Source organism: Streptococcus oralis ATCC 35037 (genome assembly GCF_900637025.1).
GTDB lineage: Bacteria > Bacillota > Bacilli > Lactobacillales > Streptococcaceae > Streptococcus > Streptococcus oralis.
In genome coordinates, this window is sequence record NZ_LR134336.1 from 814,298 (window position 1) to 837,588 (window position 23,291).

A 23,291-nucleotide genomic window follows, 5' to 3' on the forward strand; every position below is an offset into this window, starting at 1 on the left:
AAAAAACAAGTGAAAAAGAGAGCGATTTTCACTTGTCTTATGGTCTTAAAAATAGTTTTCTGAAGGTTTCTTCTTTTTCCTTCAAGGTAGAAATGAGATTAATATCTAAATGGTGTTCAAATCCAGCGATTCTTCCTTTTGAAGTATACTGATGGAGGTCATAGTCTAAACTGGTATTGGGTGTTGTTTCAAAGTAACCAGAGTCTGTCCCGTAGGAAGGAATCCAAATAGCAGTAAACTTATCTGTATTGATACTGTGTTCTTGCATGAAGTAAACTCCAATATAGATGCCGATGTTTTTAGCACCTAAAGATTCCAGTTTGGCACGAAAGGCTTCAACCCCTTCATTCATATCAGACATTGTTTTCTCTTCCACGTCCAACCAATAGTAACTAGGGTTGTAAGGAGAAGCAGCATTATAGAAAACTTCAGCGGCTTTTTCCATTTCTTCCTTGCTGGGGCTAGCTAGATAGGCATAGACTCCAACTGGGACATTACGCTTTTGAAATTCTGTAATATGACTTTTATAGGCTTTATCAATACCATTGGCATAAGCCGCATCATTTTTTTCAGTATGTTGAGCCCCATTGTGGACGCGAACAATAACACCTGAAATATTTTGAGACAAGGTATCGTAGTTGATTTCCTCAGGTCTTTGCCAACCAGAGACATCAATAATAGGTTTGTCAAGATTATGCAAGGCCTGATTTTCAACCTGGACTGCATTGGGTTTTGACTTGATAGGATGGTCTTCATAAGTTGGTCTATTGAGGGTCAAAATAGCTATAAATATAGTAAATAAAGTAAAAATAATAGCTGGATGAATCTTTTTTCTCATATTTAAATAGTTTAACGTAAATAGATAAAAAAATCAAAGAAAACATCGGAAAAAGTGAATATATGGGCGTCTTTTCCCTATTTCTCTGTTTGTTTACTCCTAAGAAACTAAATTATGGTATAATATAAGGGAATTTCTAGAGAAAAGAGAAGATTATGTCAAATTATGCCATTATTTTAGCAGCGGGTAAAGGTACTCGCATGAAATCAGATCTTCCAAAGGTACTTCACAAAGTAGCAGGAATTTCGATGTTGGAACATGTTTTTCGTAGTGTTGGTGCTATTCAACCTGAAAAAACAGTTACTGTAGTTGGTCACAAGGCTGAGCTAGTTGAGCAAGTATTAGCTGGTCAGACAGACTTTGTTACCCAAACAGAACAACTAGGAACTGGGCATGCTGTCATGATGGCAGAGCCTATTCTCCAAAATCGTACTGGCCACACCTTGGTTATTGCTGGTGATACTCCTCTGATTACAGGTGAAAGCTTGAAAAACCTCTTGGATTTCCATATCAATCATAAAAATGTGGCGACGATTTTAACAGCTGAAGCAGCTGATCCTTTTGGATATGGTCGTATCGTCCGCAATGATAATGCTGAAGTTCTTCGCATTGTGGAGCAGAAAGATGCTACAGACTTTGAAAAGCAAATTAAGGAAATCAATACTGGAACTTATGTATTTGACAATGAACGTCTTTTTGAAGCCCTTAAAAACATCAACACCAACAATGCCCAAGGTGAGTACTATATTACTGACGTGATTGGTATTTTCCGTAATGCGGGTGAAAAGGTTGGTGCCTATACTCTCAAGGATTTTGATGAAAGTCTTGGGGTAAATGACCGTGTAGCTCTTGCGACTGCAGAAGCAGTGATGCGCCGCCGTATTAATCAAAAGCACATGGTTAACGGTGTCAGCTTTGTCAATCCTGAAGCAACTTACATCGACGTTGATGTTGAGATTGCTCCTGAGGTTCAAATCGAAGCCAACGTTACCTTGAAAGGTCAAACGAAGATTGGTGCTGAGACTGTTTTGACAAATGGAACTTGTATTGTAGATAGCACCGTTGGATCTGGAGCTGTGATTACCAACTCTATGGTTGAGGAAAGCTTGGTAGCAGACGGAGTGACTGTTGGTCCTTATGCCCATATCCGTCCAGGTTCAAGTCTGGCTGCTCAAGTTCACATTGGAAATTTTGTTGAAGTAAAAGGATCTTCAATCGGTGAAAATACCAAGGCGGGTCATTTGACTTATATTGGAAACTGTGAAGTGGGTAGCAACGTTAATTTTGGTGCAGGAACTATTACAGTTAACTACGATGGCAAAAATAAATACAAAACTGTCATTGGCAATAATGTCTTTGTTGGCTCAAACTCAACTATTATTGCTCCTGTAGAACTTGGGGATAATTCTCTGGTTGGAGCGGGTTCAACCATTACCAAGAATGTTCCTGCTGATGCCATTGCTATCGGCCGTGGACGTCAGGTCAACAAAGATGAATACGCGACTCGCCTCCCTCATCATCCAAAGAACCAGTAGGAGTCTGTCATGGAATTTGAAGAAAAAACGATTAGTCGGAAGGAAATCTATCAAGGTCCTATTTTCAAACTAGTACAAGACCAGGTGGAACTACCAGAAGGAAAGGGTACTGCCCAACGTGACTTGATTTTTCACAATGGAGCTGTTTGTGTATTAGCTGTGACAGCCGAGGACAAAATCGTTCTCGTTAAGCAATACCGAAAAGCTATTGAGGCGGTTTCTTATGAGATTCCTGCTGGTAAACTAGAACTTGGTGAAAATGCTGATCCAATGGCGGCGGCCCTTCGTGAATTGGAAGAAGAGGTTGCCTACACTGGTAAGTTAGAACTGTTGTACGATTTCTATTCTGCGATTGGATTTTGTAATGAAAAACTAAAACTCTACCTCGCTAGTGATTTGGTCAAGGTGGAAAATCCTCGCCCACAAGATGATGATGAAACTTTGGAAGTTTTAGAAGTAAGCCTAGAGGAAGCCAAGAACCTGATCCAGTCAGGTCATATCTGTGATGCCAAGACCATTATGGCGATCCAGTACTGGGAACTACAAAAGAAATAGAGGAGCAACCCATGGGAAAACCTTTATTAACAGACGAAATGATTGAACGTGCCAACCGTGGTGAGAAAATATCAGGACCACCTCTTCAAGATGATGAGGAAACAAAGATCCTACCAACGTCTTCACAACATTTTGGTTATTCACGTTCTAGAGACCACGGTTTTAGTCAAGATACCTTAACAATCGAAGTAGAGCCAACGATTCATAAGAGTCGCCGCATTGAGAATACCAAGAGAAATGTTTTTAATTCGAAACTCAATCGTATCTTGTTTGCAGTCATCCTACTTTTGATTTTGTTAATTTTAGCGATGAAACTCTTGTAATTGAAAGGACTTGAAATGAAAATTGGAATCATTGCTGCCATGCCAGAAGAACTCGTATATTTGACTCAGAATTTGGAAAAACCTAAAGAAGTCCAAGTCTTAGGAAATACTTACTACACTGGCTCTGTTGGCAACACAGAAGTCGTTCTAGTTCAGAGTGGGATTGGAAAGGTCATGTCGGCTATGAGTGTAGCAGTGTTAGCTGACCATTTTCAGGTAGAAGCTATCATCAATACAGGATCAGCAGGTGCTCTTGCTGAAGGGATTGCTGTTGGAGATGTAGTGATTGCGGATAAGTTGGCTTATCATGATGTGGATGTGACTGCTTTTGGCTACGCTTTTGGTCAGATGGCTGGTCAGCCTCTTTACTTTGAATCTGATAAGAAGTTTATTGCTAGGATTAAAGAAAACTTATCTCAGTTAGAACAGACCTGGCACCTAGGCTTGATTGCTACAGGGGACAGTTTTATAGCTGGAGATGATAAGATTGCTAGTATCAAATCCCACTTCCCAGATGTTCTAGCTGTTGAGATGGAGGGTGCAGCCATTGCTCAAGCGGCTCAGTCTCTTAATTTACCGTTTCTAGTCATTCGTGCCATGAGTGACAATGCCAATCACGAGGCCTCTATCTCATTCGATGAGTTTATCATTGAAGCTGGACGTCGTTCTGCCCAAGTCTTACTAGCCTTTTTAAAGGCTTTGGATTAAGCGGAAATTTGACAGTTTATCTAGCTTATGATAAGATTTAAATAAAGAAAAGCTAGAAAACGTTTTAGAGGATATTATGAGTATTGAAATGACCGTCAGTGAGATTGCAGAGGTCTTAGGTCTATCTCGTCAAGCAATCAATAATCGTGTCAAAGAACTTCCAGAAGAGGACACGAAAAAAAATGACAAAGGTGTAACTGTAGTTACTCGAAGTGGCTTGATCAAGCTAGAAGAAATCTACAAAAAAACGATTTTTGAAGATGAACCAGTCAGTGATGATGTCAAACAACGTGAACTGATGGAAATCTTGGTCGATGAGAAAAACGCTGAAATTCTTCGCTTGTACGAGCAGCTCAAGGCAAAAGACCGCCAGTTATCAGAAAAAGATGAGCAGATGCGCATCAAAGACCGTCAAATTGCAGAGAAGGACAAACAGTTGGATCAACAGCAACAGTTAACTCTTCAAGCCATGAAGGATCAAGAAACCTTGAAACTAGAGTTAGACCAAGCAAAAGAAGAAGTCCAAGCAACTAAAAAAGGCTTTTTTGCTCGCCTGTTTGGAGGAAAATAAAGAAGCTGTTTGGGTTATTCACTAACCTAATGGCTTCTTTTATTATTTATAGTGAAAATCGAGTCGAAATTGAGGTAAAAGATGGAAAAATTAAGAGATTATATTGCCTTTGATTTAGAGTTTAATCAACACGATGGGCTTACCCATTTAATTCAAGTGTCAGCTGTCCGTTTTCAAGATGGTAAAGAAAGTGCAGCTTTTGATTCTTATGTCCATACTACAGTACCATTGAAGAGTTTTATCAATGGTTTGACTGGAATCACAGCTGAAACCTTGAAAGATGCGCCAAAAGTAGAACAAGTTTTAAAGGACTTTCAAGCATTTGTTGGCGACTTACCTATTGTTGGTTACAATGCAGCTAAGAGTGATTTGCCTATTCTCTTGGAGCATGGCATTGATTATCGTGACCAGTATAAGGTCGACCTATATGATGAGGCTTTTGAACGCCGTAGTTCTGATTTACACGGCATAGCCAATCTTAAATTACAAACTGTAGCGAATTTTTTAGGCTTTCACGGGAAGTCTCATAACAGTTTAGAGGATGCCCGCATGACGGCGCGTGTTTACGAAGCTTTTTTGGAATCAGATGAAGGAAAGCTATTAATAGAAGACCAGAGTAGTTTTTCTATGAATAATCCTTTTGGTGGCTTAGATTTATCCCAATTTATAGACTAGGAGTGCTTATGAAACCTGAAAAACCTAAAAAGCTAGGTTTTAGGAAGATATACTATAACCTAGATAAGATTTTATTTCTATTTTTCTTGATATTTATGATGGTTGAGTTTGTCTGGCTACCATTAAATTCATGGATTGCTGGCATCCTTCTGAGACAAACCGGTTATTTGTTTATCTCCTACAATAACTTTTGGGCGATTATACAAGGCTCGCCTTTTATCAGTTTAGCCTTTCTCATCTTAATTGCAATCAATCTCCTGGTTGCCTATTTCCAGATTTGTCTTTTGTTTATAGGGGCTCGTCACCTTCTCTATCATGAAAAGAGAACTTTAATTGAGTACAGTAGAAAAGTATTTCACCAGAGCTTTCTATTCGTTAAGCGATTGAGCTTTTGTAAGATGGCCTTTGTCTTTTTTTACATTGCTTTGCTTTTCCCGTTCATCCGTAAGATTTTAAAAATCTACTACCTCAACAAGATTATTATCCCTGATTTTATTGTGAATTATTGGGAAGGTAAGCATTGGCTGGTAGGTCTGATGATCATAGCATCCGCTTGGATCTTTCTCTACATCTCTGTCCGATTTATGTTTGCCCTGCCTAAGATTCTCTTTGAAAGAAAGACAGTAAGAGAAAGTGTGAAATATAGTCTCCAAAAGACAAAGAAAAATGTCCTTTTCTTCTCTTGGCATCTCTTACTCATTATTATTAAAACCTATCTCTTCTTCTTTGGTTTGTTAATTCCCTTGCTTTTTGCGCAAGCAGTGATGGATAATTTAACTCAAAAAGAATCCTTGATTCTCGGTGTGATTAATTTTGTCTTGATTAAAAATTTCCATTACATGACCCTGACTTATTTCCTAGTGAAGTTTGTTTCCTTCCTGACAGGAGAAGAACTAGAGATTATGCCAAGGCGAAAGAAAGATCATCTGATGAGATGGGGTGTCATGGGGTGTGCAAGCATCATCTTTGCCATAGAAGGCTACGTTTATCTGGAAACTCCAGATACCAATACACCTTTAGTGATTTCGCACAGAGGAGTAAGTAATAAAAACGGTGTTCAAAATACTGTGCAGTCTTTAGAAAAAACAGCTCAACTAAAACCAGATCTCATCGAAATGGATGTGCAGGAAACGAAAGACGGTCAGTTCGTGATGATGCACGATGCTAACCTCAAAAATTTAACAGGTATTAATGCTACACCGCAAGATTTGACTCTGGATGAATTAACAAATACAGATATTTACGAGAATGGTTATCAAACAAAGATTTCAAGCTTTGATGCCTATTTAGAGCGTGCAAATGCTTTAAACCAAAAATTGCTGATTGAGATTAAGACCAGTAAAAAAGATAGTCCGCAAATGATGGACCATTTCCTCGAAAAGTACGGAGCGACTATCAAGAAATATGGACACCAGATGCAATCGCTAGACTACCATGTGATTGATAAAGTGTTGACTTATGATTCTGAAATTCCAGTTTACTTTATTCTTCCCTATAACAGTATCTTCCCAAGAACCAAGGCAACTGGTTACACTATGGAGTACTCAACTTTGGACGAATACTTTGTCAATAAACTCTGGACAACTGATCAGAGACTCTATGTTTGGACCGTAAATGGTTCGGAGGCATTTGATAAAGCAGTTCGTCTCGGTGCAGATGGCATGATTACTGATGATCTTGAAATGGTCCAGTCACAAGTCACAATGGCTCAAGACGATCCGGAATATACGGAATTACTCTTAAAGAAAGCAATGGAATTCTTTGATTTCTAAGAAAAAAAAAAGAGAAACAGATGTTTCTCTTTTTTTGTGGATTAGAAAGGCAATTTTCCAGCGAAAGCACCGAGTTTCTTCTTAGTCGTTTCATCAATTTGCTCAAGAGCAGCGTTAATCGCTTGAACAGTCATGTCAGAAAGTGTTTCGAGATCTTCTGGATCTACAACTGCTGGGTTAAAGTCAATGCTGACAACTTTTTTGTCTCCAGTCAAAGTTGCTTGGACAAGGTTCTGGGCTGATTTTCCAACAAATTCCATGGCAGCGAGTTCTGCTTGGCTTTGTTCCATTTGTTTTTGAAGTTTTTGTGCTTGGCGCATCATGTTTTGCATGTTCATCATGGCGGTTTACAGTTTCCTTTTTCTATTATTTTTCTATTTATTTTATCAATTTTAGGGGCAAAAGTCTATTATTTGTTTAATTCATGAGATATATGACCTTTTATAATGAGTCTCTCAAACAACTTTTAAGAAATTTACTATGCACACCTAGTATTCTTTGCTAAACAAATAATTTCATTTAAGCTTTCTTTAAGGTTTCTATTATATTCTAAAGAACTCTATATTAACCGAACGTTGGACGGATAATATAGAGGATAACCTATTTTTATTTCTTAATTTGTTATGGTCTTTCTGGATTTAGTAACACATTGTTCACTTTTTACCTTAAATGATGTGTTGATTATACTAAATGATTCACTGTCTTTTCTTCATGATGGAGGCAGATTGTGATATAATAGATGATAATGAGTTTTTTAGAATAAACTAAAGGAGAATATAAATGATCTATGCAGGAATCCTAGCCGGAGGAACTGGCACACGCATGGGAATCAGTAATTTACCAAAACAATTCTTGGAGTTGGGTGATCGTCCTATTTTGATCCACACAATTGAAAAATTTGTTTTGGAACCAAGTATTGAAAAAATTGTAGTTGGAGTTCATGGAGATTGGGTATCTCATGCTGAGGACTTGGTTGACAAGTATCTTTCTCTTCACAAGGATCGCATCATCATTACAAAGGGTGGTGCTGATCGCAATACCAGTATCGAGAAGATTATAGAAGCTATTGATGCCTACCGTCCAATCACTCCAGAAGATATCGTGATTACGCATGACTCTGTTCGTCCTTTTATCACACTTCGCATGATTCAGGACAATATCAAACTGGCTCAAAATCATGATGCAGTTGACACAGTAGTAGAAGCAGTTGATACCATTGTTGAAAGTACTAATGGTCAATTTATCACGGATATTCCAAATCGTGCTCACCTCTATCAAGGTCAAACGCCTCAGACTTTCCGCTGCAAAGATTTCATGGATTTGTATGGTTCCCTATCTGATCAAGAAAAGGAAATCCTGACGGATGCATGTAAGATTTTTGTTATCAAAGGGAAGGATGTTGCCCTAGCTAAAGGGGAGTATTCAAACCTTAAAATCACAACAGTAACAGACTTGAAAATCGCGAAAAGCATGATTGAGAAAGACTAAGGCTATGATTAATCAAATTTATCAACTGACCAAACCAAAGTTTATCAATGTAAAATATCAAGAAGAAGACATTGATCAGAAGAATCATATCCTTATTCGTCCAAATTATATGGCGGTTTGTCATGCGGATCAACGTTACTATCAAGGGAAACGCGATCCAAAGATATTGGCTAAAAAGCTCCCAATGGCCATGATTCACGAGTCTTGTGGAACTGTTATTTCCGATCCAACTGGGACTTATGAAGTCGGTCAAAAGGTAGTTATGATTCCCAATCAACCGCCTATGCAGAGTGACAAGGAATTCTACGAGAACTACATGACAGGAACCTACTTCCTATCTAGTGGTCACGATGGTTTTATGCGAGAATTTGTCTCTCTTCCAAAAGACCGAGTCGTTTCTTATAATGACATTGAGGACACAGTTGCAGCCATTACAGAGTTTGTAAGTGTTGGTATGCATGCTGTGGATCGATTCCTGCATCTTGCTCATAGCAAGCGAGAGCGCATCGCTGTTATTGGAGATGGTAGTTTGGCCTTTGTGGTTGCGAATATTATCAATTACACTCTACCGGAAGCAGAGATTATCGTGATTGGTCGCCATTGGGAAAAACTGGAGCTCTTCTCTTTTGCAAAAGAGTGCTACATTACTGATAATATCCCAGAGGATTTGACCTTTGATCATGGATTTGAGTGTTGCGGTGGTGATGGCACAGGTCCAGCTATCAATGACTTGATTCGCTATATTCGTCCACAGGGAACGATTCTCATGATGGGAGTGAGCGAATACAAGGTTAATATCAATACACGAGATGCTTTGGAAAAAGGATTGTTATTAGTAGGCTCATCTCGTTCAGGACGCGTCGATTTTGAGAAGGCTATTCAAATGATGGAAGTCAAAAAGTTTGCAAATCGTCTGAAGAATATCCTTTATATTGAAGAGCCTGTGAGAGAAATCAAGGACATTCACCGTGTCTTTGCTACAGACCTTAATACTGCTTTTAAAACAGTATTTAAGTGGGAAGTGTAGAAGATGGAGGTTAATTGTGGAGAAACTCATCAAAGAAAAAATTTCTTCTTTACTATCTGATGAAGAGGAAGTACTCAGTGTTGAACAGTTGGGAGGCATGACCAACCAAAACTATTTGGTTAAAACAACCAACAAACAGTATATTGTGAAATTTTTTGGTAAAGGGACTGAAAAACTCATCAATCGTCAAAATGAAAAGTACAATCTTGAACTTTTAGAGGATTTAGATTTAGATGTCAAAAATTACCTCTTTGATATTGAGTCAGGGATTAAAGTAAATGAATACATCGAATCAGCAGTAACTCTTGATTCAACATCTATCAAATCCAAGTTTGAAAAGATTGCACCAATTTTACAAACCATCCATGCTTCAGGGAAAGAATTAAGAGGAGAATTTGCTCCTTTTGAGGAAATCAGCAAATATGAATCCTTGATTGAGGGACCTATCCCTTATGAAAACTATGAAGCTGTAAGAAAAGATGTATTTTCACTAGAAAAGAGATTGGCTGATTTGGGTGTTGATAGAAAGTCCTGTCACATCGATTTGGTACCAGAAAACTTTATCGAGTCACCACAAGGTCGTTTGTATTTGATTGACTGGGAATACTCTTCTATGAATGACCCGATGTGGGATTTGGCAGCTCTTTTCTTAGAGTCTGAATTTACAAAGCAAGAGGAAGATGATTTCCTTTCCTACTATGAAAGTGACAAAACGCCTGTATCACGTGAGAAGATTCGTATCTATAAAATCTTGCAAGATACTATCTGGAGTTTGTGGACAGTGTACAAAGAAGCTCAAGGGGCTGATTTTGGAGATTACGGTGTCAATCGTTACCAAAGAGCTGTCGAAGGTTTGACTTATTATGGAGGTTAGGATGAAGAATAAAAATGGTGTTTCCTTTGGTCTGCTCTCTGGTATCTTCTGGGGATTAGGTCTAACAATTAGTGCTTATATCTTTTCAATTTTTACAAATCTTTCACCTTTTGTGGTGGCTGCTGCTCATGATTTCTTGAGTATCTTTATCTTGTTAGCTTTTCTTTTGGTAAAAGAAAGAAAAGTTCGTCTCTCGATTTTCTTAAATATTCGAAATGTGAGTGTAATTATCGGTGCTTTACTAGCAGGACCTATTGGTATGCAGGCCAATCTTTATGCGGTTAAATATATCGGTAGTTCTCTAGCTTCATCTGTATCGGCTATTTACCCAGCAGTTTCAGTTTTACTAGCCTTCTTCATTTTGAAACACAAGGTTTCAAAGAATACAGTATTCGGTGTTTTCTTGATTATTGCAGCGATCATTGCTCAAACCTACAAGGTTGAACAAGTAAACTCGTTTTACATTGGGATTCTTTGTGCCCTTATCTGTGCCATTGCCTGGGGGAGTGAAAGTGTTCTCAGCTCCTATGCTATGGAAAGTGATTTAAGTGAAATTGAAGCCTTGTTAATCCGACAAGTAACCTCATTCTTGTCCTATCTAGTGATTGTGCTCTTTTCTCACCATTCATTTGCAGAAGTGGCAGATGGGCAATTATTCGGCCTCTTGATTGTATTTGCGGCCTTTGATATGATTTCCTACTTAGCTTATTATATCGCCATTAATCGCTTACAACCTGCGAAAGCGACAGGTTTGAATGTGAGCTATGTAGTTTGGACTGTCTTATTTGCAGTTATTTTCTTGGGTGCACCGCTAGATATGCTGACAATCATCACTTCACTTATTGTTATGGCTGGTGTTTATATTATTATTAAAGAATAAAGGAGATTCGTGTGAAAGCGATTATTTTAGCAGCGGGCTTAGGAACTCGTCTACGCCCTATGACTGAAAATACCCCAAAAGCTTTGGTTAAGGTTAATCAAAAACCCTTGGTAGAATACCAAATCGAGTTTTTGAAAGAGAGAGGAATTGATGAGATTATCATCGTTGTCGGTTACCTCAAGGAACAATTTGACTACCTAAAAGAAAAATATGGTGTTCGTTTAGTCTTTAACGACAAGTATGCTGATTACAATAACTTTTACTCACTTTATCTAGTAAAAGAAGATTTGGCTAACAGCTACGTCATCGATGCAGATAACTATCTTTTCAAAAATATGTTTCGAAACGATCTTAAACGTTCTACCTATTTCAGTGTTTATCGCGAAGACTGTACCAACGAGTGGTTCTTGGTTTACGGTGATGACTACAAGGTTCAAGATATTATAGTTGATAGCAAGGCTGGTCGCATTCTGAGCGGAGTTTCATTCTGGGATGCACCAACTGCTGAGAAGATTGTTGGCTTTATTGACAAAGCTTACGAAAGTGGTGAATTTGTTGATCTCTACTGGGACAACATGGTTAAGGATAATATCAAAGAATTAGATGTCTATGTCGAAGAATTAGAAGGAAATAGCATCTATGAAATTGATAGTGTAAAGGACTACCATAAGTTAGAAGAGATTTTATCTACTATTGAGTAAGGAAAGAGAAGAAGGCTTGGGCCTTCTTCTTTTGTGTATTTTATAACAAGAATGTTTGATATTGATTGTATTCTTTAAATGAAACAAAAATTACAAAAAAATGAACAAAATAAAACAAAAATTATTGACAACGATTTCATATAGTGTTATACTTATTACATAAAAGATAATTGAAAGAAGGGAAAATGTTATGGGATTAGATCATTTCTTTGACAAAAACCTGGTGTTTTGCTTAGAAGCGGATAATCAAGAACAACTCTTTGATCAGGTAGCAAGCTTGTTGGAAGAACGAGAAATTGTCACTCCAACTTATCGTGAAGCCTTGATCACGCGTGAAAAGTCATTTCCAACTGGTTTAGATATGGAATTTCTAGGAAAGGACTTGCCAAATGTGGCGATTCCTCATACAGATATTGTTCATAATCTAGCTGAGAAAGTGGTGGTTGTTCGATTAGAAAAACCAGTAACTTTTCACAATATGATTGCTCCTGATAAGGAAGTAGAAGTATCCCTACTCTTCTTTATCATTAACAACTCAAGTTCAAGTCAAACAAATATTCTGGCTCAGTTGATGGACTTTTTCACTGGAAATGGACATCTGGAAGATCTATCAAAAATTTCCGAACCAGAAAAACTTTATGCTTACATTGCTGAAGCAACCGCTTAATCTTGTCTATTAAAAAATAAAATCGGAGGAAATCCAAATGATTAAAATTCTTGCTGCCTGCGGTGCAGGTGTTAACTCAAGTCACCAAATTAAAAGTGCTCTAGAAGAAGAACTTTCAAACCGTGGTTATGATGTTCACTGTGATGCCGTCATGGTGAAAGATGTAAACGAAGACCTTATCAAGGGCTACGATATCTTTACACCAATCGCTGCAACTGACCTTGGTTTTGAACCTGGTATTCCAGTAATTGAAGCTGGACCAATCTTGTTCCGTATTCCAGCAATGAGCGCTCCAGTATTTGACAATATTGAAGCAGCTATCAAAGAACACGGACTAAGCTAATTTATTCTTTATCTTGTTAACATTCATATAACTAAAAAAACGGGAGGAACTATTATGGATGTCATTATCGAACTAGCCAATAAGATTTTCAAGCCAGTCTTGGAAATGGGTGGTCCTATCATCATGCTGATCATCTTGACAGTATTGGCCTTACTATTTGGAGTGAAATTCTCCAAAGCGCTTGAAGGTGGTATCAAACTTGCCATCGCCCTTACTGGTATCGGTGCTATCATCGGTATGCTCAACGGAGCTTTCTCAGCATCACTTGCAAAATTCGTTGAAAATACTGGTATTCAATTGAACATCACTGACGTTGGTTGGGCACCACTTGCAACCATCACTTGGGGATCTGCATGGACACTTTACTTCTTGCTTGTAATGTTGATTGTCAACATTGTGATGCTTGCAATGAAGAAAACAGATACACTTGACGTCGATATCTTCGATATCTGGCACTTGTCAATCACTGGTCTTTTGATCAAATGGTACGCAGACAACAATGGAGTTAGCCAAGGGGTTTCACTCTTCATCGCAACTGCAGCAGTTGTCCTTGTAGGTATTTTGAAAATCATCAACTCTGATTTGATGAAACCAACTTTCGACGACCTTCTTAATGCACCAAGTTCATCACCAATGACTTCAACTCACATGAACTACATGATGAACCCAGTTATCATGGTCTTGGATAAAATCTTTGATAAAGTATTGCCTGGTCTCGATAAATATGACTTTGACGCTGCAAAATTGAACAAAAAAATCGGTTTCTGGGGATCTAAATTCTTTATCGGTTTCATCCTTGGTATTGTTATTGGTTTGATGGGGACTCCACACCCAGTTGCTGGAGTAGAAGGAGCTGATAAATGGGAACTTGTTATTAAAGGTTGGTTGAGCCTTGGTTTGACTGCCGGTGTAGCTTTGGAACTCTTCTCACTTATCGGATCATGGTTCATCGCAGCCGTAGAACCACTCTCACAAGGTATTACAAACGTTGCTACTAAACGTCTTCAAGGACGTAAATTCAACATCGGTCTTGACTGGCCTTTCATCGCTGGTCGCGCTGAAATCTGGGCTTGTGCTAACGTACTTGCTCCAATCATGCTAGTAGAAGCTGTGCTTCTTTCAAACGTCGGTAATGGTATCTTGCCACTTGCAGGTATCATCGCTATGGGTGTGACTCCAGCTCTCTTGGTTGTTACACGTGGTAAATTGCTCCGTATGATTATCTTCGGAACACTCTTGTTGCCTCTCTTCCTTCTTTCTGGTACTCTTATCGCTCCATTTGCAACTGAACTTGCTAAAGGTGTAGGTGCCTTCCCAGAAGGTGTGAGCCAAACTCAATTGATCACTCACTCAACTCTTGAAGGACCAATTGAAAAACTATTTGGTTGGGCAATCGGTAATGCTACAACAGGTGATATCAAAGCAATCCTTGGTGCAGCAGTCTTCCTTGTATTCTATGTAGGTATCTTTGCTTGGTATAGAAAACAAATGATCAAACGTAACGAAGAATACGCAGCAAATGCTAAATAATTCGCTCCTATAAAATGTAAATTGTGAAAACTAGGTTGTTAATTTCCTACATTGGGAGTGGCAACCTAGTTTTTTATATAAAGATCTAAAAATAGTTGGAGAATATTATGGTAATTGAAATCAAATCAGACCAGTTAACGGTCCAGTTTAAAACCTTAGGTGGCGCCTTGTCGTCGATCAAGGATCGAGAAGGCATTGAGTATCTGTGGCAAGGAGATGCCACTTACTGGAGTGGACAAGCGCCAGTACTTTTCCCAATCTGTGGCTCTTTAAGAGAAGATATAGCCTTCTACAGTCACGAAGATGGAACGGAGACGAAAGGAAACATTCCTCGTCACGGTTTGGTCCGTAAAAAAGAATTTGAATTAGTTGAACAGACAGAAAACAGCGTAACCTTTGCTATCGAAGATGATGAGAATACTTATCAAAACTATCCTTATCATTTCCGTCTTGAAATCACTTATAAGGTTACTGGCAAGACAGTTCGTACTCAATACAAGATTTTCAATAAAGAAACCAGCAAGGTCATGCCATACTTTATTGGTGGACATCCAGGCTTTAATTGTCCTCTGCTAGATGGCGAAACTTATGAAGATTACTATTTAGAGTTTGAGAAAGAAGAGACTTGCTCTGTTCCACGTCCTTTCCCAGAAACAGGCATGTTAGACTTCCAAGATAGAAGTCCATGGTTGGATGGGCAAAAAGAATTAGACATTAGCTATGATTTGTTTAGCACAGATGCAGTGACTTTGGATGAGTTGCAATCCAGAACAATTGCCCTTCGTTCTCGTAAGCATGAGAAGGGATTAAAAGTACACTTCCAAGAGTTCTCAAATCTTGTCATTTGGTCAACTTTGAATAAGGGACCATTCATTGCTTTTGAACCATGGTCTGGCTTGTCAACATCTCTTGAAGAAGGAGATCATTTAGAAGATAAGAAAAACGTTTGTCTCTTGGAACCCGGTCAAGTAGACCAAATTGGCTTTGATATTGAAATATTTTAGATAAAAAACCACAAAAACAAACATTTACTGTTGACTTTTTATAAAAATAGGAGTATATTATGTTTGTAAGCAACAAATGATGTTTGCAACAAACAAATAATCACTTGTTATATTCTCTTTCGAGGAGAAAGTTTGTTTCTAGGAACTTGATTTCCTGGACTTGGATAAGGTGATATTCATCTCATTCAATCAAATTTGTCAATAAACTGCTAGAAAATCTTTTGTAGGTAAACTGCTAACTATAAAAGTCTTTACTAGCCTAGAAAAATAAAAAGGAGTATACAATATGTCTATTGTTATCGGTGCAGATGCTGCAGGTTTGAGATTGAAAGAAGTTGTGAAAGACTTCTTGGAAAAAGAAAACTTCCACGTTGTGGATGTTACAGCTGAAGGTCAAGACTTTGTTGATGTGACTCTTGCTGTTGCTGCAGAAGTAAACAAAGAAGAACAAAATCTTGGTATCGTGATTGATGCTTATGGAGCTGGTCCATTCATGGTTGCAACTAAAATCAAAGGAATGGTTGCTGCAGAAGTATCTGACGAACGTTCAGCTTATATGACTCGTGGCCACAACAACTCACGTATGATCACTATGGGTGCACAACTTGTTGGTGATGAATTGGCTAAAAATATTGCTAAAGGATTTGTTAACGGTAAATACGACGGTGGCCGTCACCAAATTCGTGTTGATATGTTGAACAAAATGTGCTAATTAGATTACAGTAAGAAAGGTAAGTTAAAAATGAGAATTGCAATTGGATGTGACCACATCGTAACAGATGAAAAAATGGCGGTTTCAGAATTTTTGAAATCAAAAGGATATGAAGTCATCGACTTTGGTACCTATGACCACACACGTACTCACTACCCAATCTTTGGTAAAAAAGTTGGTGAAGCCGTTACAAGTGGTCAAGCTGATCTTGGGGTATGTATCTGTGGTACTGGTGTTGGTATCAACAACGCTGTTAACAAAGTTCCAGGTGTACGCTCTGCCTTGGTTCGTGATATGACAACAGCTCTTTATGCAAAAGAACAATTGAACGCCAACGTTATTGGTTTTGGTGGTAAAATCACTGGTGAATTGCTCATGTGCGACATCATTGAAGCTTTCATCAATGCTGAATACAAACCATCAGAAGAAAACAAAAAATTGATCGCTAAAATTGAGCACGTTGAAACTCACAATGCTCATCAAGCAGATGCAAACTTCTTTACAGAATTCCTTGAAAAATGGGATCGCGGTGAATACCACGACTAAGAGGTGACGCATGATTTTAACAGTCACAATGAATCCATCCATCGATATTTCCTATCCTTTGGATGAATTAAAAATTGACACTGTCAACCGCGTGGTGGACGTGACCAAGACAGCTGGTGGTAAAGGTCTCAATGTTACACGAGTTCTTTCAGAATTTGGTGATTCTGTTGTTGCTACTGGTTTGGTCGGTGGTAAACTTGGTGAGTTTTTGGTAGAGCATATCGATGATAAAGTAACGAAACGTTTCTTCTCCATTCAAGGAGAGACTCGTAACTGTATCGCTATTCTGCACGGTGACAACCAAACAGAAATCCTTGAAAAAGGTCCCGAAGTTCTGGAACAAGAAGGGCAAGATTTCTTGGCTCATTTCGAAAATCTCCTTGACACTGTGGAAGTAGTTGCTATCTCTGGTAGCCTGCCAGCAGGTCTTCCAGTTGACTACTATGCAAGCTTAGTAGAACTTGCTAATCGCAAAGGAAAACCAGTTGTTCTAGATTGCTCAGGTGCAGCACTTCAGGCAGTTCTTGAATCACCACACAAACCAACAGTAATCAAACCAAATAACGAAGAATTGTCTCAGCTTCTTGGGAAAGAAGTTTCTGAGGATTTGGATGAATTAAAAGAAGTTCTTCAAGAGCCTTTATTTGCAGGGATTGAGTGGATAATTGTTTCACTTGGTGCAAATGGTGCTTTTGCAAAGCATGGGGATACTTTCTACAAGGTTGATATTCCAAGAATTCAGGTAGTGAACCCTGTTGGATCTGGAGATTCTACTGTGGCAGGGATTTCCTCAGGTCTTCTTCATAAGGAATCTGATCAAGAACTCCTCATCAAGGCCAATGTCCTTGGTATGCTCAATGCCCAAGAAAAGATGACAGGTCATGTCAATATGGCCAACTATCAAGCTTTATATGATCAATTAATAGTAAAAGAGGTATAAAATGGCTTTAACAGAACAAAAACGTGCACGCTTAGAAAAACTTTCAGATGAAAATGGCATTATCTCCGCTCTTGCCTTTGACCAACGTGGTGCTTTGAAACGCCTTATGGCTCAATACCAAACAGAAGAGCCGACAGTGGCTCAAATGGAAGAACTCAAAGTCTTAGTTGCAGATGAATTGACAAAATACGCATCCTCTATGCTTCTTGACCCAGAGTATGGTCTTCCAGCTACAAAAGCGCTTGATCCAAATGCTGGTCTTCTCCTTGCTTATGAGAAAACTGGCTACGATACAACTAGCACTAAACGCTTGCCTGACTGCTTGGATGTTTGGTCTGCAAAACGCATCAAAGAACAAGGTGCAGACGCTGTTAAGTTCTTGCTTTACTATGACGTAGACAGCGCTGACGAACTCAACCAAGAAAAACAAGCCTACATTGAACGCATCGGTTCAGAGTGTGTGGCAGAAGATATTCCATTCTTCCTTGAAATCTTGGCTTACGATGAAAAAATTGCTGATGCAGGTTCAGCAGAATACGCAAAAGTGAAACCACACAAGGTTATTGGTGCTATGAAAGTCTTCTCAGACCCACGCTTTAACATCGATGTCTTGAAAGTAGAAGTTCCAGTCAACGTCAAATACGTTGAAGGCTTTGGCGATGGTGAAATCGTGCATACTCGTGAAGAAGCGGCAGCTTTCTTCAAAGCGCAAGACGAAGCAACAAATCTTCCATACATCTACTTGAGTGCGGGTGTATCAGCTAAACTCTTCCAAGAAACGCTTGTCTTTGCCCACGAATCAGGTGCAAACTTCAACGGAGTTCTTTGTGGCCGTGCAACTTGGGCTGGATCAGTTGAAGCCTACATCAAAGACGGTGAAGCAGCAGCTCGTGAGTGGTTGCGTACAACTGGATTTGAGAACATTGACGAACTCAACAAGGTTCTTCAAACAACAGCGACTTCATGGAAAGAACGTGTATAAGTTTCCCCCCTAATCTTAGGAACATTGATCTAAATAAAAATTTTAAAAAAAGTTGAATGTAAAGGTTTACAAAAAAACTGACTTGTGCTATACTTAAATCACAAGTTAATACAAGGTGAGTGTTACTAAGTAATATTAGGCATGATCACAGGTGAATTAGAAATCAAAGGATTTTCTAGTTCATTTGTGGTCATTTTTTGTACTCATATACCTTTAAGATATAAAAGGAGGTTGACATGTATCGAATTCTAAATCCAATGAATCACAATGTTTCACTTGTCAGAAATGACAAAGGAGAAGAGGTGATTGTAATTGGTAAGGGGATTGCATTCGGAAAGAAGAAGGGGGATTTGATTGCTGAAAATCAGGTTGAGAAAATCTTTCGGATGAAGACCGAAGAGTCCAGAGAAAATTTTATGGCTCTGCTCAAAGATGTTCCGCTGGATTTTATCACAGTGACTTATGAGATTATTGATAAGCTTTCTAAGAAATATCATTATCCGATTCAAGAGTATCTATACGTAACCTTGACAGATCATATTTACTGTTCTTACCAAGCTCTAACACAAGGAAGGTACAAGGATAGTAATCTGCCAGATATTTCTGCCAAGTATCCTGTCGCTTTTCAAATCGCAAAGGAAGCCTTTGAAATCTATCGTCAGAAGTTGACAGATCATTTCCCTGAGGATGAAATTATTCGGATTGCTTATCATTTCATCAATGCCGAAGGGGAGAATGAAGTTCAAGTGGTTGAGTCGATTGATAAGAGGAAAGAAATTCTCAGGAATGTCGAAGAAGTGCTAAAGGGTTATGCAATTCAACGAACCAAAGAGAATAATCATTTCTATGATCGTTTTATGATTCATTTGAATTATTTCTTGGATTATTTAGACAGATCTAGAGATGATAACCAATCACTTCTGGATATGGAAGATCATATTAAACAATCCTATCCAAAAGCGTTCGAGATTGGTTCCAAGATCTATGATGTGATTACGCAACATACGGGTCTTGATTTGTATAAAAGTGAACGAGTTTATCTAGTTCTACATATCCAACGTTTATTGTCATAAAAATTTAATTAAAAATACATAAGGAGAATTCTATCATGAATAGAGAAGAAGTAACATTGTTAGGTTTTGAAATTGTTGCCTATGCTGGCGATGCTCGTTCAAAACTATTGGAAGCCTTGAAGGCTGCTGAAGCTGGCGATTTTGCGAAAGCTGATACTCTCGTAGAGGAAGCTGGTGGTTGCATCGCTGAGGCTCATCACGCGCAAACAAGTCTATTAACTAAGGAAGCTTCAGGTGAGGACTTAGCCTATAGTGTAACCATGATGCACGGTCAGGATCACTTGATGACAACTATCTTGTTAAAAGATTTGATGCACCATTTAATCGAACTCTACAAGAGAGGAGTTAAGTAATGAATAAATTAATTGCTTTTATCGAGAAAGGAAAGCCTTTCTTTGAAAAACTGTCTCGTAATATCTACCTTCGTGCCATTCGAGATGGTTTCATTGCTGGAATGCCAGTTATTCTCTTCTCAAGTATCTTTATCTTGATTGCTTTTGTACCAAACTCATGGGGCTTTAAATGGTCTGACGATGTTGTCAATCTCCTCATGAAACCTTATAGCTATTCAATGGGGATTCTAGCTCTCTTGGTAGCTGGTACAACAGCTAAGTCATTGACCGACTCAGTAAACCGTAGCATGGAGAAAACCAACCAAATCAACTATATGTCGACACTTTTGGCTGCGATTGTTGGTTTGTTAATGTTAGCAGCTGATCCTATCGAAAATGGACTAGCTACTGGATTCTTGGGGACAAAAGGTTTGCTTTCGGCCTTCCTTGCTGCCTTTGTTACTGTAGCCATCTATAAGGTTTGTGTTAAGAACAACGTCACTATTCGTATGCCTGACGAAGTTCCACCAAATATCTCACAAGTCTTTAAAGATGTGATTCCATTCACTCTATCAGTGGTTTCTCTTTATGCTCTTGATTTACTAGCTCGTCATTTTGTTGGTGCAAGCGTAGCTGAATCAATCGGTAAATTCTTTGCACCATTATTCTCAGCTGCTGATGGCTATCTAGGTATTACCATTATCTTTGGTGCCTTTGCCTTCTTCTGGTTTGTTGGTATCCATGGTCCATCTATCGTTGAACCTGCTATCGCAGCGATTACCTATGCAAATGCCGAAGTCAACTTGAACCTTCTCCAACAAGGTATGCACGCTGACAAGATTCTTACTTCTGGTACACAAATGTTTATCGTTACCATGGGTGGTACTGGTGCGACACTGGTTGTTCCATTCATGTTCATGTGGTTAACCAAATCGAAACGTAACCGTGCAATCGGACGTGCTTCAGTAGTTCCAACTTTCTTTGGTGTAAATGAACCAATCTTGTTTGGTGCACCGCTTGTCTTGAACCCAATCTTCTTTATTCCATTCATCTTTGCGCCAATTGCCAACGTATGGATTTTTAAATTCTTCATTGAGACGCTTGGCATGAACTCATTTACTGCCAACCTTCCTTGGACAACACCAGGTCCGCTCGGTATTGTTCTCGGTACAAACTTCCAATTCTTGTCATTTGTACTTGCTGCTTTGTTAATCCTTGTTGACGTAGCCATCTACTATCCATTCCTCAAGGTTTATGATGAACAAATCCTTGAAGAAGAACGTTCTGGTAAAGCCAATGATGAATTGAAAGAAAAAGTAGCTGCAAACTTCAATACTGCCAAAGCAGATGCTATTCTTGAAAAAGCTGGTGTAGAAGCAGCGCAAAACACAATCACAGAAGAAACAAATGTTCTCGTTCTCTGTGCAGGAGGAGGTACAAGTGGTCTCCTTGCAAATGCTCTAAACAAGGCAGCTGCAGAGTACAAAGTTCCTGTTAAAGCAGCAGCTGGTGGCTATGGTGCTCACCGTGAAATGTTGCCTGAGTTTGATCTGGTTATCCTTGCTCCTCAAGTTGCTTCAAACTTTGAAGACATGAAGGCCGAAACCGACAAACTTGGTATCAAACTTGCCAAGACAGAAGGTGGCCAATACATTAAACTGACTCGTGATGGAAAAGGCGCTCTTGCCTTTGTTCAAGCGCAGTTCGAAGAGTAAAATGTAAATAGCGAAGAAGTGAGATGGAGGAACTCCTCCCAACTATACCCCCATCTCATTTATATTTCTTGAAAGGTGAAATACATGTCAAAAACATTACCAAAAGACTTTATTTTCGGTGGCGCAACAGCTGCCTATCAAGCAGAAGGTGCTACACATACTGATGGTAAAGGACCAGTAGCGTGGGATAAATATCTTGAAGATAACTACTGGTACACTGCTGAACCAGCCAGTGATTTCTATCACAAATACCCAGTTGACCTCAAACTTGCAGAAGAGTATGGTGTTAATGGTATCCGTATTTCAATCGCTTGGTCACGTATCTTTCCAACTGGTTATGGGAAGGTTAATGACAAGGGGGTTGAGTTCTATCATAATCTATTTGCAGAATGTCACAAACGGCATGTTGAGCCCTTTGTAACTCTTCATCACTTTGATACGCCAGAAGCTCTACATTCAAATGGAGACTTCTTAAACCGTGAAAACATTGAACACTTTGTAGACTACGCGGCTTTCTGTTTTGAAGAATTCCCAGAAGTAAACTATTGGACAACCTTTAATGAAATTGGGCCAATTGGTGATGGTCAATACTTGGTTGGGAAATTCCCTCCTGGTATTCAGTACGACCTTGCCAAAGTCTTCCAATCTCATCACAATATGATGGTGTCGCATGCGCGTGCAGTCAAGCTATATAAAGGTAAAGGTTATAAAGGTGAAATTGGTGTGGTGCATGCCCTGCCTACTAAGTATCCTCTGGATCCAGATAATCCTGCAGATGTCCGTGCAGCTGAGTTAGAAGATATTATCCATAACAAGTTTATCCTAGACGCGACTTATCTAGGACGATATTCCGAAGAAACCATGGAAGGTGTCAACCATATCTTAGCAGTCAATGGTGGAAGTTTAGATCTGCGTGAAGAAGACTTCGCTGTGCTAGAAGCTGCAAAAGACTTGAACGACTTCCTTGGAATTAACTACTACATGAGTGATTGGATGCAAGCCTTGGATGGCGAAACAGAAATCATTCATAACGGTAAGGGTGAAAAAGGAAGCTCTAAGTACCAAATCAAAGGTGTTGGTCGTCGTGTAGCTCCTGATTATGTCCCACGTACGGACTGGGACTGGATTATCTATCCTCAAGGTTTGTATGATCAAATCATGCGCGTGAAGAAAGATTATCCTAACTACAAGAAAATCTACATCACAGAGAATGGTCTCGGATACAAAGACGAGTTTGTTGATAACACTGTTTACGATGATGGTCGTATTGATTACGTGAAGCAACACTTGGAAGTTTTGTCTGATGCGATTGCAGATGGAGCTAATGTCAAAGGCTATTTTATCTGGTCGCTAATGGATGTCTTTTCTTGGTCAAATGGCTATGAAAAGCGTTACGGTCTCTTCTATGTTGATTTTGAAACCCAGGAGCGTTATCCAAAGAAATCAGCTCACTGGTACAAGAAACTAGCTGAGACCCAACTTATTGATTAAAATTGAACA

Annotated in this window: 26 protein-coding genes; 24 read left to right on the plus strand and 2 right to left on the minus strand. The window is 39.0% G+C overall.

What is annotated here, in order from left to right; translation table 11 throughout:
* Positions 1–37: 37 nt before the first annotated feature.
* Entirely contained in the window at positions 38–838 is an 801-nt protein-coding gene (locus EL140_RS04100) for a glycoside hydrolase family 25 protein (RefSeq protein WP_001227577.1), read from the minus strand.
* A gap of 155 nt (positions 839–993) precedes the next feature.
* On the opposite strand from EL140_RS04100, the gene glmU reads away from it, so the two are divergent.
* The 7 genes from glmU (at position 994) to EL140_RS04135 (ending at position 6,977) form a co-directional block, all read left to right on the plus strand.
* Positions 994–2,373, plus strand: a complete 1,380-nt coding sequence (gene glmU / locus EL140_RS04105) for a bifunctional UDP-N-acetylglucosamine diphosphorylase/glucosamine-1-phosphate N-acetyltransferase GlmU (RefSeq protein ID WP_000073763.1) — start codon at positions 994–996, stop codon at positions 2,371–2,373.
* 9 nt (positions 2,374–2,382) lie between these two features.
* Positions 2,383–2,928, plus strand: coding sequence for an NUDIX hydrolase (locus EL140_RS04110; protein WP_000393797.1), 546 nt, complete (start codon positions 2,383–2,385; stop codon positions 2,926–2,928).
* Between the two features lie 11 nt (positions 2,929–2,939).
* Positions 2,940–3,251 carry a cell wall synthase accessory phosphoprotein MacP gene (macP, locus tag EL140_RS04115; RefSeq protein ID WP_000517872.1) on the plus strand — a complete coding sequence of 104 codons (312 nt, stop codon included), beginning with the start codon at positions 2,940–2,942 and terminating at the stop codon, positions 3,249–3,251.
* A 15-nt stretch (positions 3,252–3,266) separates the two neighbouring features.
* Complete coding sequence (locus tag EL140_RS04120) at positions 3,267–3,959, plus strand: 5'-methylthioadenosine/adenosylhomocysteine nucleosidase (RefSeq protein WP_000689811.1); 693 nt, start codon at positions 3,267–3,269, stop codon at positions 3,957–3,959.
* A gap of 76 nt (positions 3,960–4,035) precedes the next feature.
* Positions 4,036–4,530: a chromosome segregation protein RocS gene (gene rocS, locus EL140_RS04125; protein WP_000021252.1), complete on the plus strand. Its 495-nt coding sequence runs from the start codon at positions 4,036–4,038 to the stop codon at positions 4,528–4,530.
* Between the two features lie 81 nt (positions 4,531–4,611).
* Positions 4,612–5,205, plus strand: a complete 594-nt coding sequence (locus tag EL140_RS04130; protein WP_000413618.1) for a 3'-5' exonuclease — start codon at positions 4,612–4,614, stop codon at positions 5,203–5,205.
* Between the two features lie 8 nt (positions 5,206–5,213).
* Entirely contained in the window at positions 5,214–6,977 is a 1,764-nt protein-coding gene (locus EL140_RS04135) for a glycerophosphoryl diester phosphodiesterase membrane domain-containing protein (RefSeq protein ID WP_000801703.1), read from the plus strand.
* A 41-nt stretch (positions 6,978–7,018) separates the two neighbouring features.
* On the opposite strand, the gene EL140_RS04140 is transcribed toward EL140_RS04135, so the two are convergent.
* The gene (locus EL140_RS04140; protein ID WP_000981519.1) at positions 7,019–7,318 is read right to left on the minus strand and encodes a YbaB/EbfC family nucleoid-associated protein; all 300 of its coding nucleotides are present in this window, start codon (positions 7,316–7,318) and stop codon (positions 7,019–7,021) included.
* A 439-nt stretch (positions 7,319–7,757) separates the two neighbouring features.
* Here EL140_RS04140 and EL140_RS04145 point away from each other — a divergent pair, with 439 nt between their 5' ends.
* The 17 genes from EL140_RS04145 (at position 7,758) to lacG (ending at position 23,282) form a co-directional block, all read left to right on the plus strand.
* Positions 7,758–8,465: an IspD/TarI family cytidylyltransferase gene (locus EL140_RS04145; protein ID WP_000638514.1), complete on the plus strand. Its 708-nt coding sequence runs from the start codon at positions 7,758–7,760 to the stop codon at positions 8,463–8,465.
* Between the two features lie 4 nt (positions 8,466–8,469).
* The gene (locus EL140_RS04150; RefSeq protein ID WP_000609914.1) at positions 8,470–9,492 is read left to right on the plus strand and encodes a ribitol-5-phosphate dehydrogenase; all 1,023 of its coding nucleotides are present in this window, start codon (positions 8,470–8,472) and stop codon (positions 9,490–9,492) included.
* Between the two features lie 16 nt (positions 9,493–9,508).
* Complete coding sequence (locus EL140_RS04155; protein ID WP_000413085.1) at positions 9,509–10,366, plus strand: phosphotransferase family protein; 858 nt, start codon at positions 9,509–9,511, stop codon at positions 10,364–10,366.
* 1 nt (position 10,367) lies between these two features.
* A complete protein-coding gene (locus tag EL140_RS04160) occupies positions 10,368–11,246 on the plus strand; it encodes a DMT family transporter (RefSeq protein WP_000791842.1) in 879 nt (292 codons plus the stop codon).
* 11 nt (positions 11,247–11,257) lie between these two features.
* On the plus strand, positions 11,258–11,947 hold the full coding sequence (locus EL140_RS04165) for a sugar phosphate nucleotidyltransferase (RefSeq protein WP_000643950.1): 690 nt from the start codon (positions 11,258–11,260) through the stop codon (positions 11,945–11,947).
* Between the two features lie 190 nt (positions 11,948–12,137).
* On the plus strand, positions 12,138–12,614 hold the full coding sequence (locus EL140_RS04170) for a PTS sugar transporter subunit IIA (RefSeq protein WP_000521979.1): 477 nt from the start codon (positions 12,138–12,140) through the stop codon (positions 12,612–12,614).
* A 37-nt stretch (positions 12,615–12,651) separates the two neighbouring features.
* Complete coding sequence (locus EL140_RS04175; RefSeq protein ID WP_000590551.1) at positions 12,652–12,957, plus strand: PTS sugar transporter subunit IIB; 306 nt, start codon at positions 12,652–12,654, stop codon at positions 12,955–12,957.
* 54 nt (positions 12,958–13,011) lie between these two features.
* Complete coding sequence (locus EL140_RS04180) at positions 13,012–14,487, plus strand: PTS galactitol transporter subunit IIC (RefSeq protein WP_000382508.1); 1,476 nt, start codon at positions 13,012–13,014, stop codon at positions 14,485–14,487.
* A 107-nt stretch (positions 14,488–14,594) separates the two neighbouring features.
* Entirely contained in the window at positions 14,595–15,491 is an 897-nt protein-coding gene (locus EL140_RS04185; protein WP_000234153.1) for an aldose 1-epimerase family protein, read from the plus strand.
* A gap of 286 nt (positions 15,492–15,777) precedes the next feature.
* Positions 15,778–16,203 carry a galactose-6-phosphate isomerase subunit LacA gene (gene lacA, locus EL140_RS04190; RefSeq protein ID WP_000029277.1) on the plus strand — a complete coding sequence of 142 codons (426 nt, stop codon included), beginning with the start codon at positions 15,778–15,780 and terminating at the stop codon, positions 16,201–16,203.
* Positions 16,204–16,233: 30 nt separating this feature from the next.
* Complete coding sequence (gene lacB, locus EL140_RS04195; RefSeq protein WP_001216921.1) at positions 16,234–16,749, plus strand: galactose-6-phosphate isomerase subunit LacB; 516 nt, start codon at positions 16,234–16,236, stop codon at positions 16,747–16,749.
* Between the two features lie 10 nt (positions 16,750–16,759).
* Positions 16,760–17,689: a tagatose-6-phosphate kinase gene (locus EL140_RS04200; RefSeq protein WP_000604299.1), complete on the plus strand. Its 930-nt coding sequence runs from the start codon at positions 16,760–16,762 to the stop codon at positions 17,687–17,689.
* Position 17,690: 1 nt separating this feature from the next.
* Positions 17,691–18,671 (plus strand): tagatose-bisphosphate aldolase, encoded by a 981-nt coding sequence (lacD, locus tag EL140_RS04205; protein ID WP_001229130.1) that lies wholly within the window; start codon positions 17,691–17,693, stop codon positions 18,669–18,671.
* A gap of 236 nt (positions 18,672–18,907) precedes the next feature.
* Positions 18,908–19,744, plus strand: coding sequence for a PRD domain-containing protein (locus EL140_RS04210; RefSeq protein ID WP_000285724.1), 837 nt, complete (start codon positions 18,908–18,910; stop codon positions 19,742–19,744).
* Between the two features lie 35 nt (positions 19,745–19,779).
* Positions 19,780–20,097: a PTS lactose/cellobiose transporter subunit IIA gene (locus tag EL140_RS04215; RefSeq protein WP_001078328.1), complete on the plus strand. Its 318-nt coding sequence runs from the start codon at positions 19,780–19,782 to the stop codon at positions 20,095–20,097.
* A complete protein-coding gene (locus tag EL140_RS04220; RefSeq protein WP_001037310.1) occupies positions 20,097–21,791 on the plus strand; it encodes a lactose-specific PTS transporter subunit EIIC in 1,695 nt (564 codons plus the stop codon). Before EL140_RS04215 ends, EL140_RS04220 begins: the two co-directional genes overlap by 1 nt.
* Positions 21,792–21,875: 84 nt before the next feature.
* Positions 21,876–23,282, plus strand: a complete 1,407-nt coding sequence (gene lacG, locus EL140_RS04225; RefSeq protein WP_000047702.1) for a 6-phospho-beta-galactosidase — start codon at positions 21,876–21,878, stop codon at positions 23,280–23,282.
* Positions 23,283–23,291 lie beyond the last annotated feature (9 nt).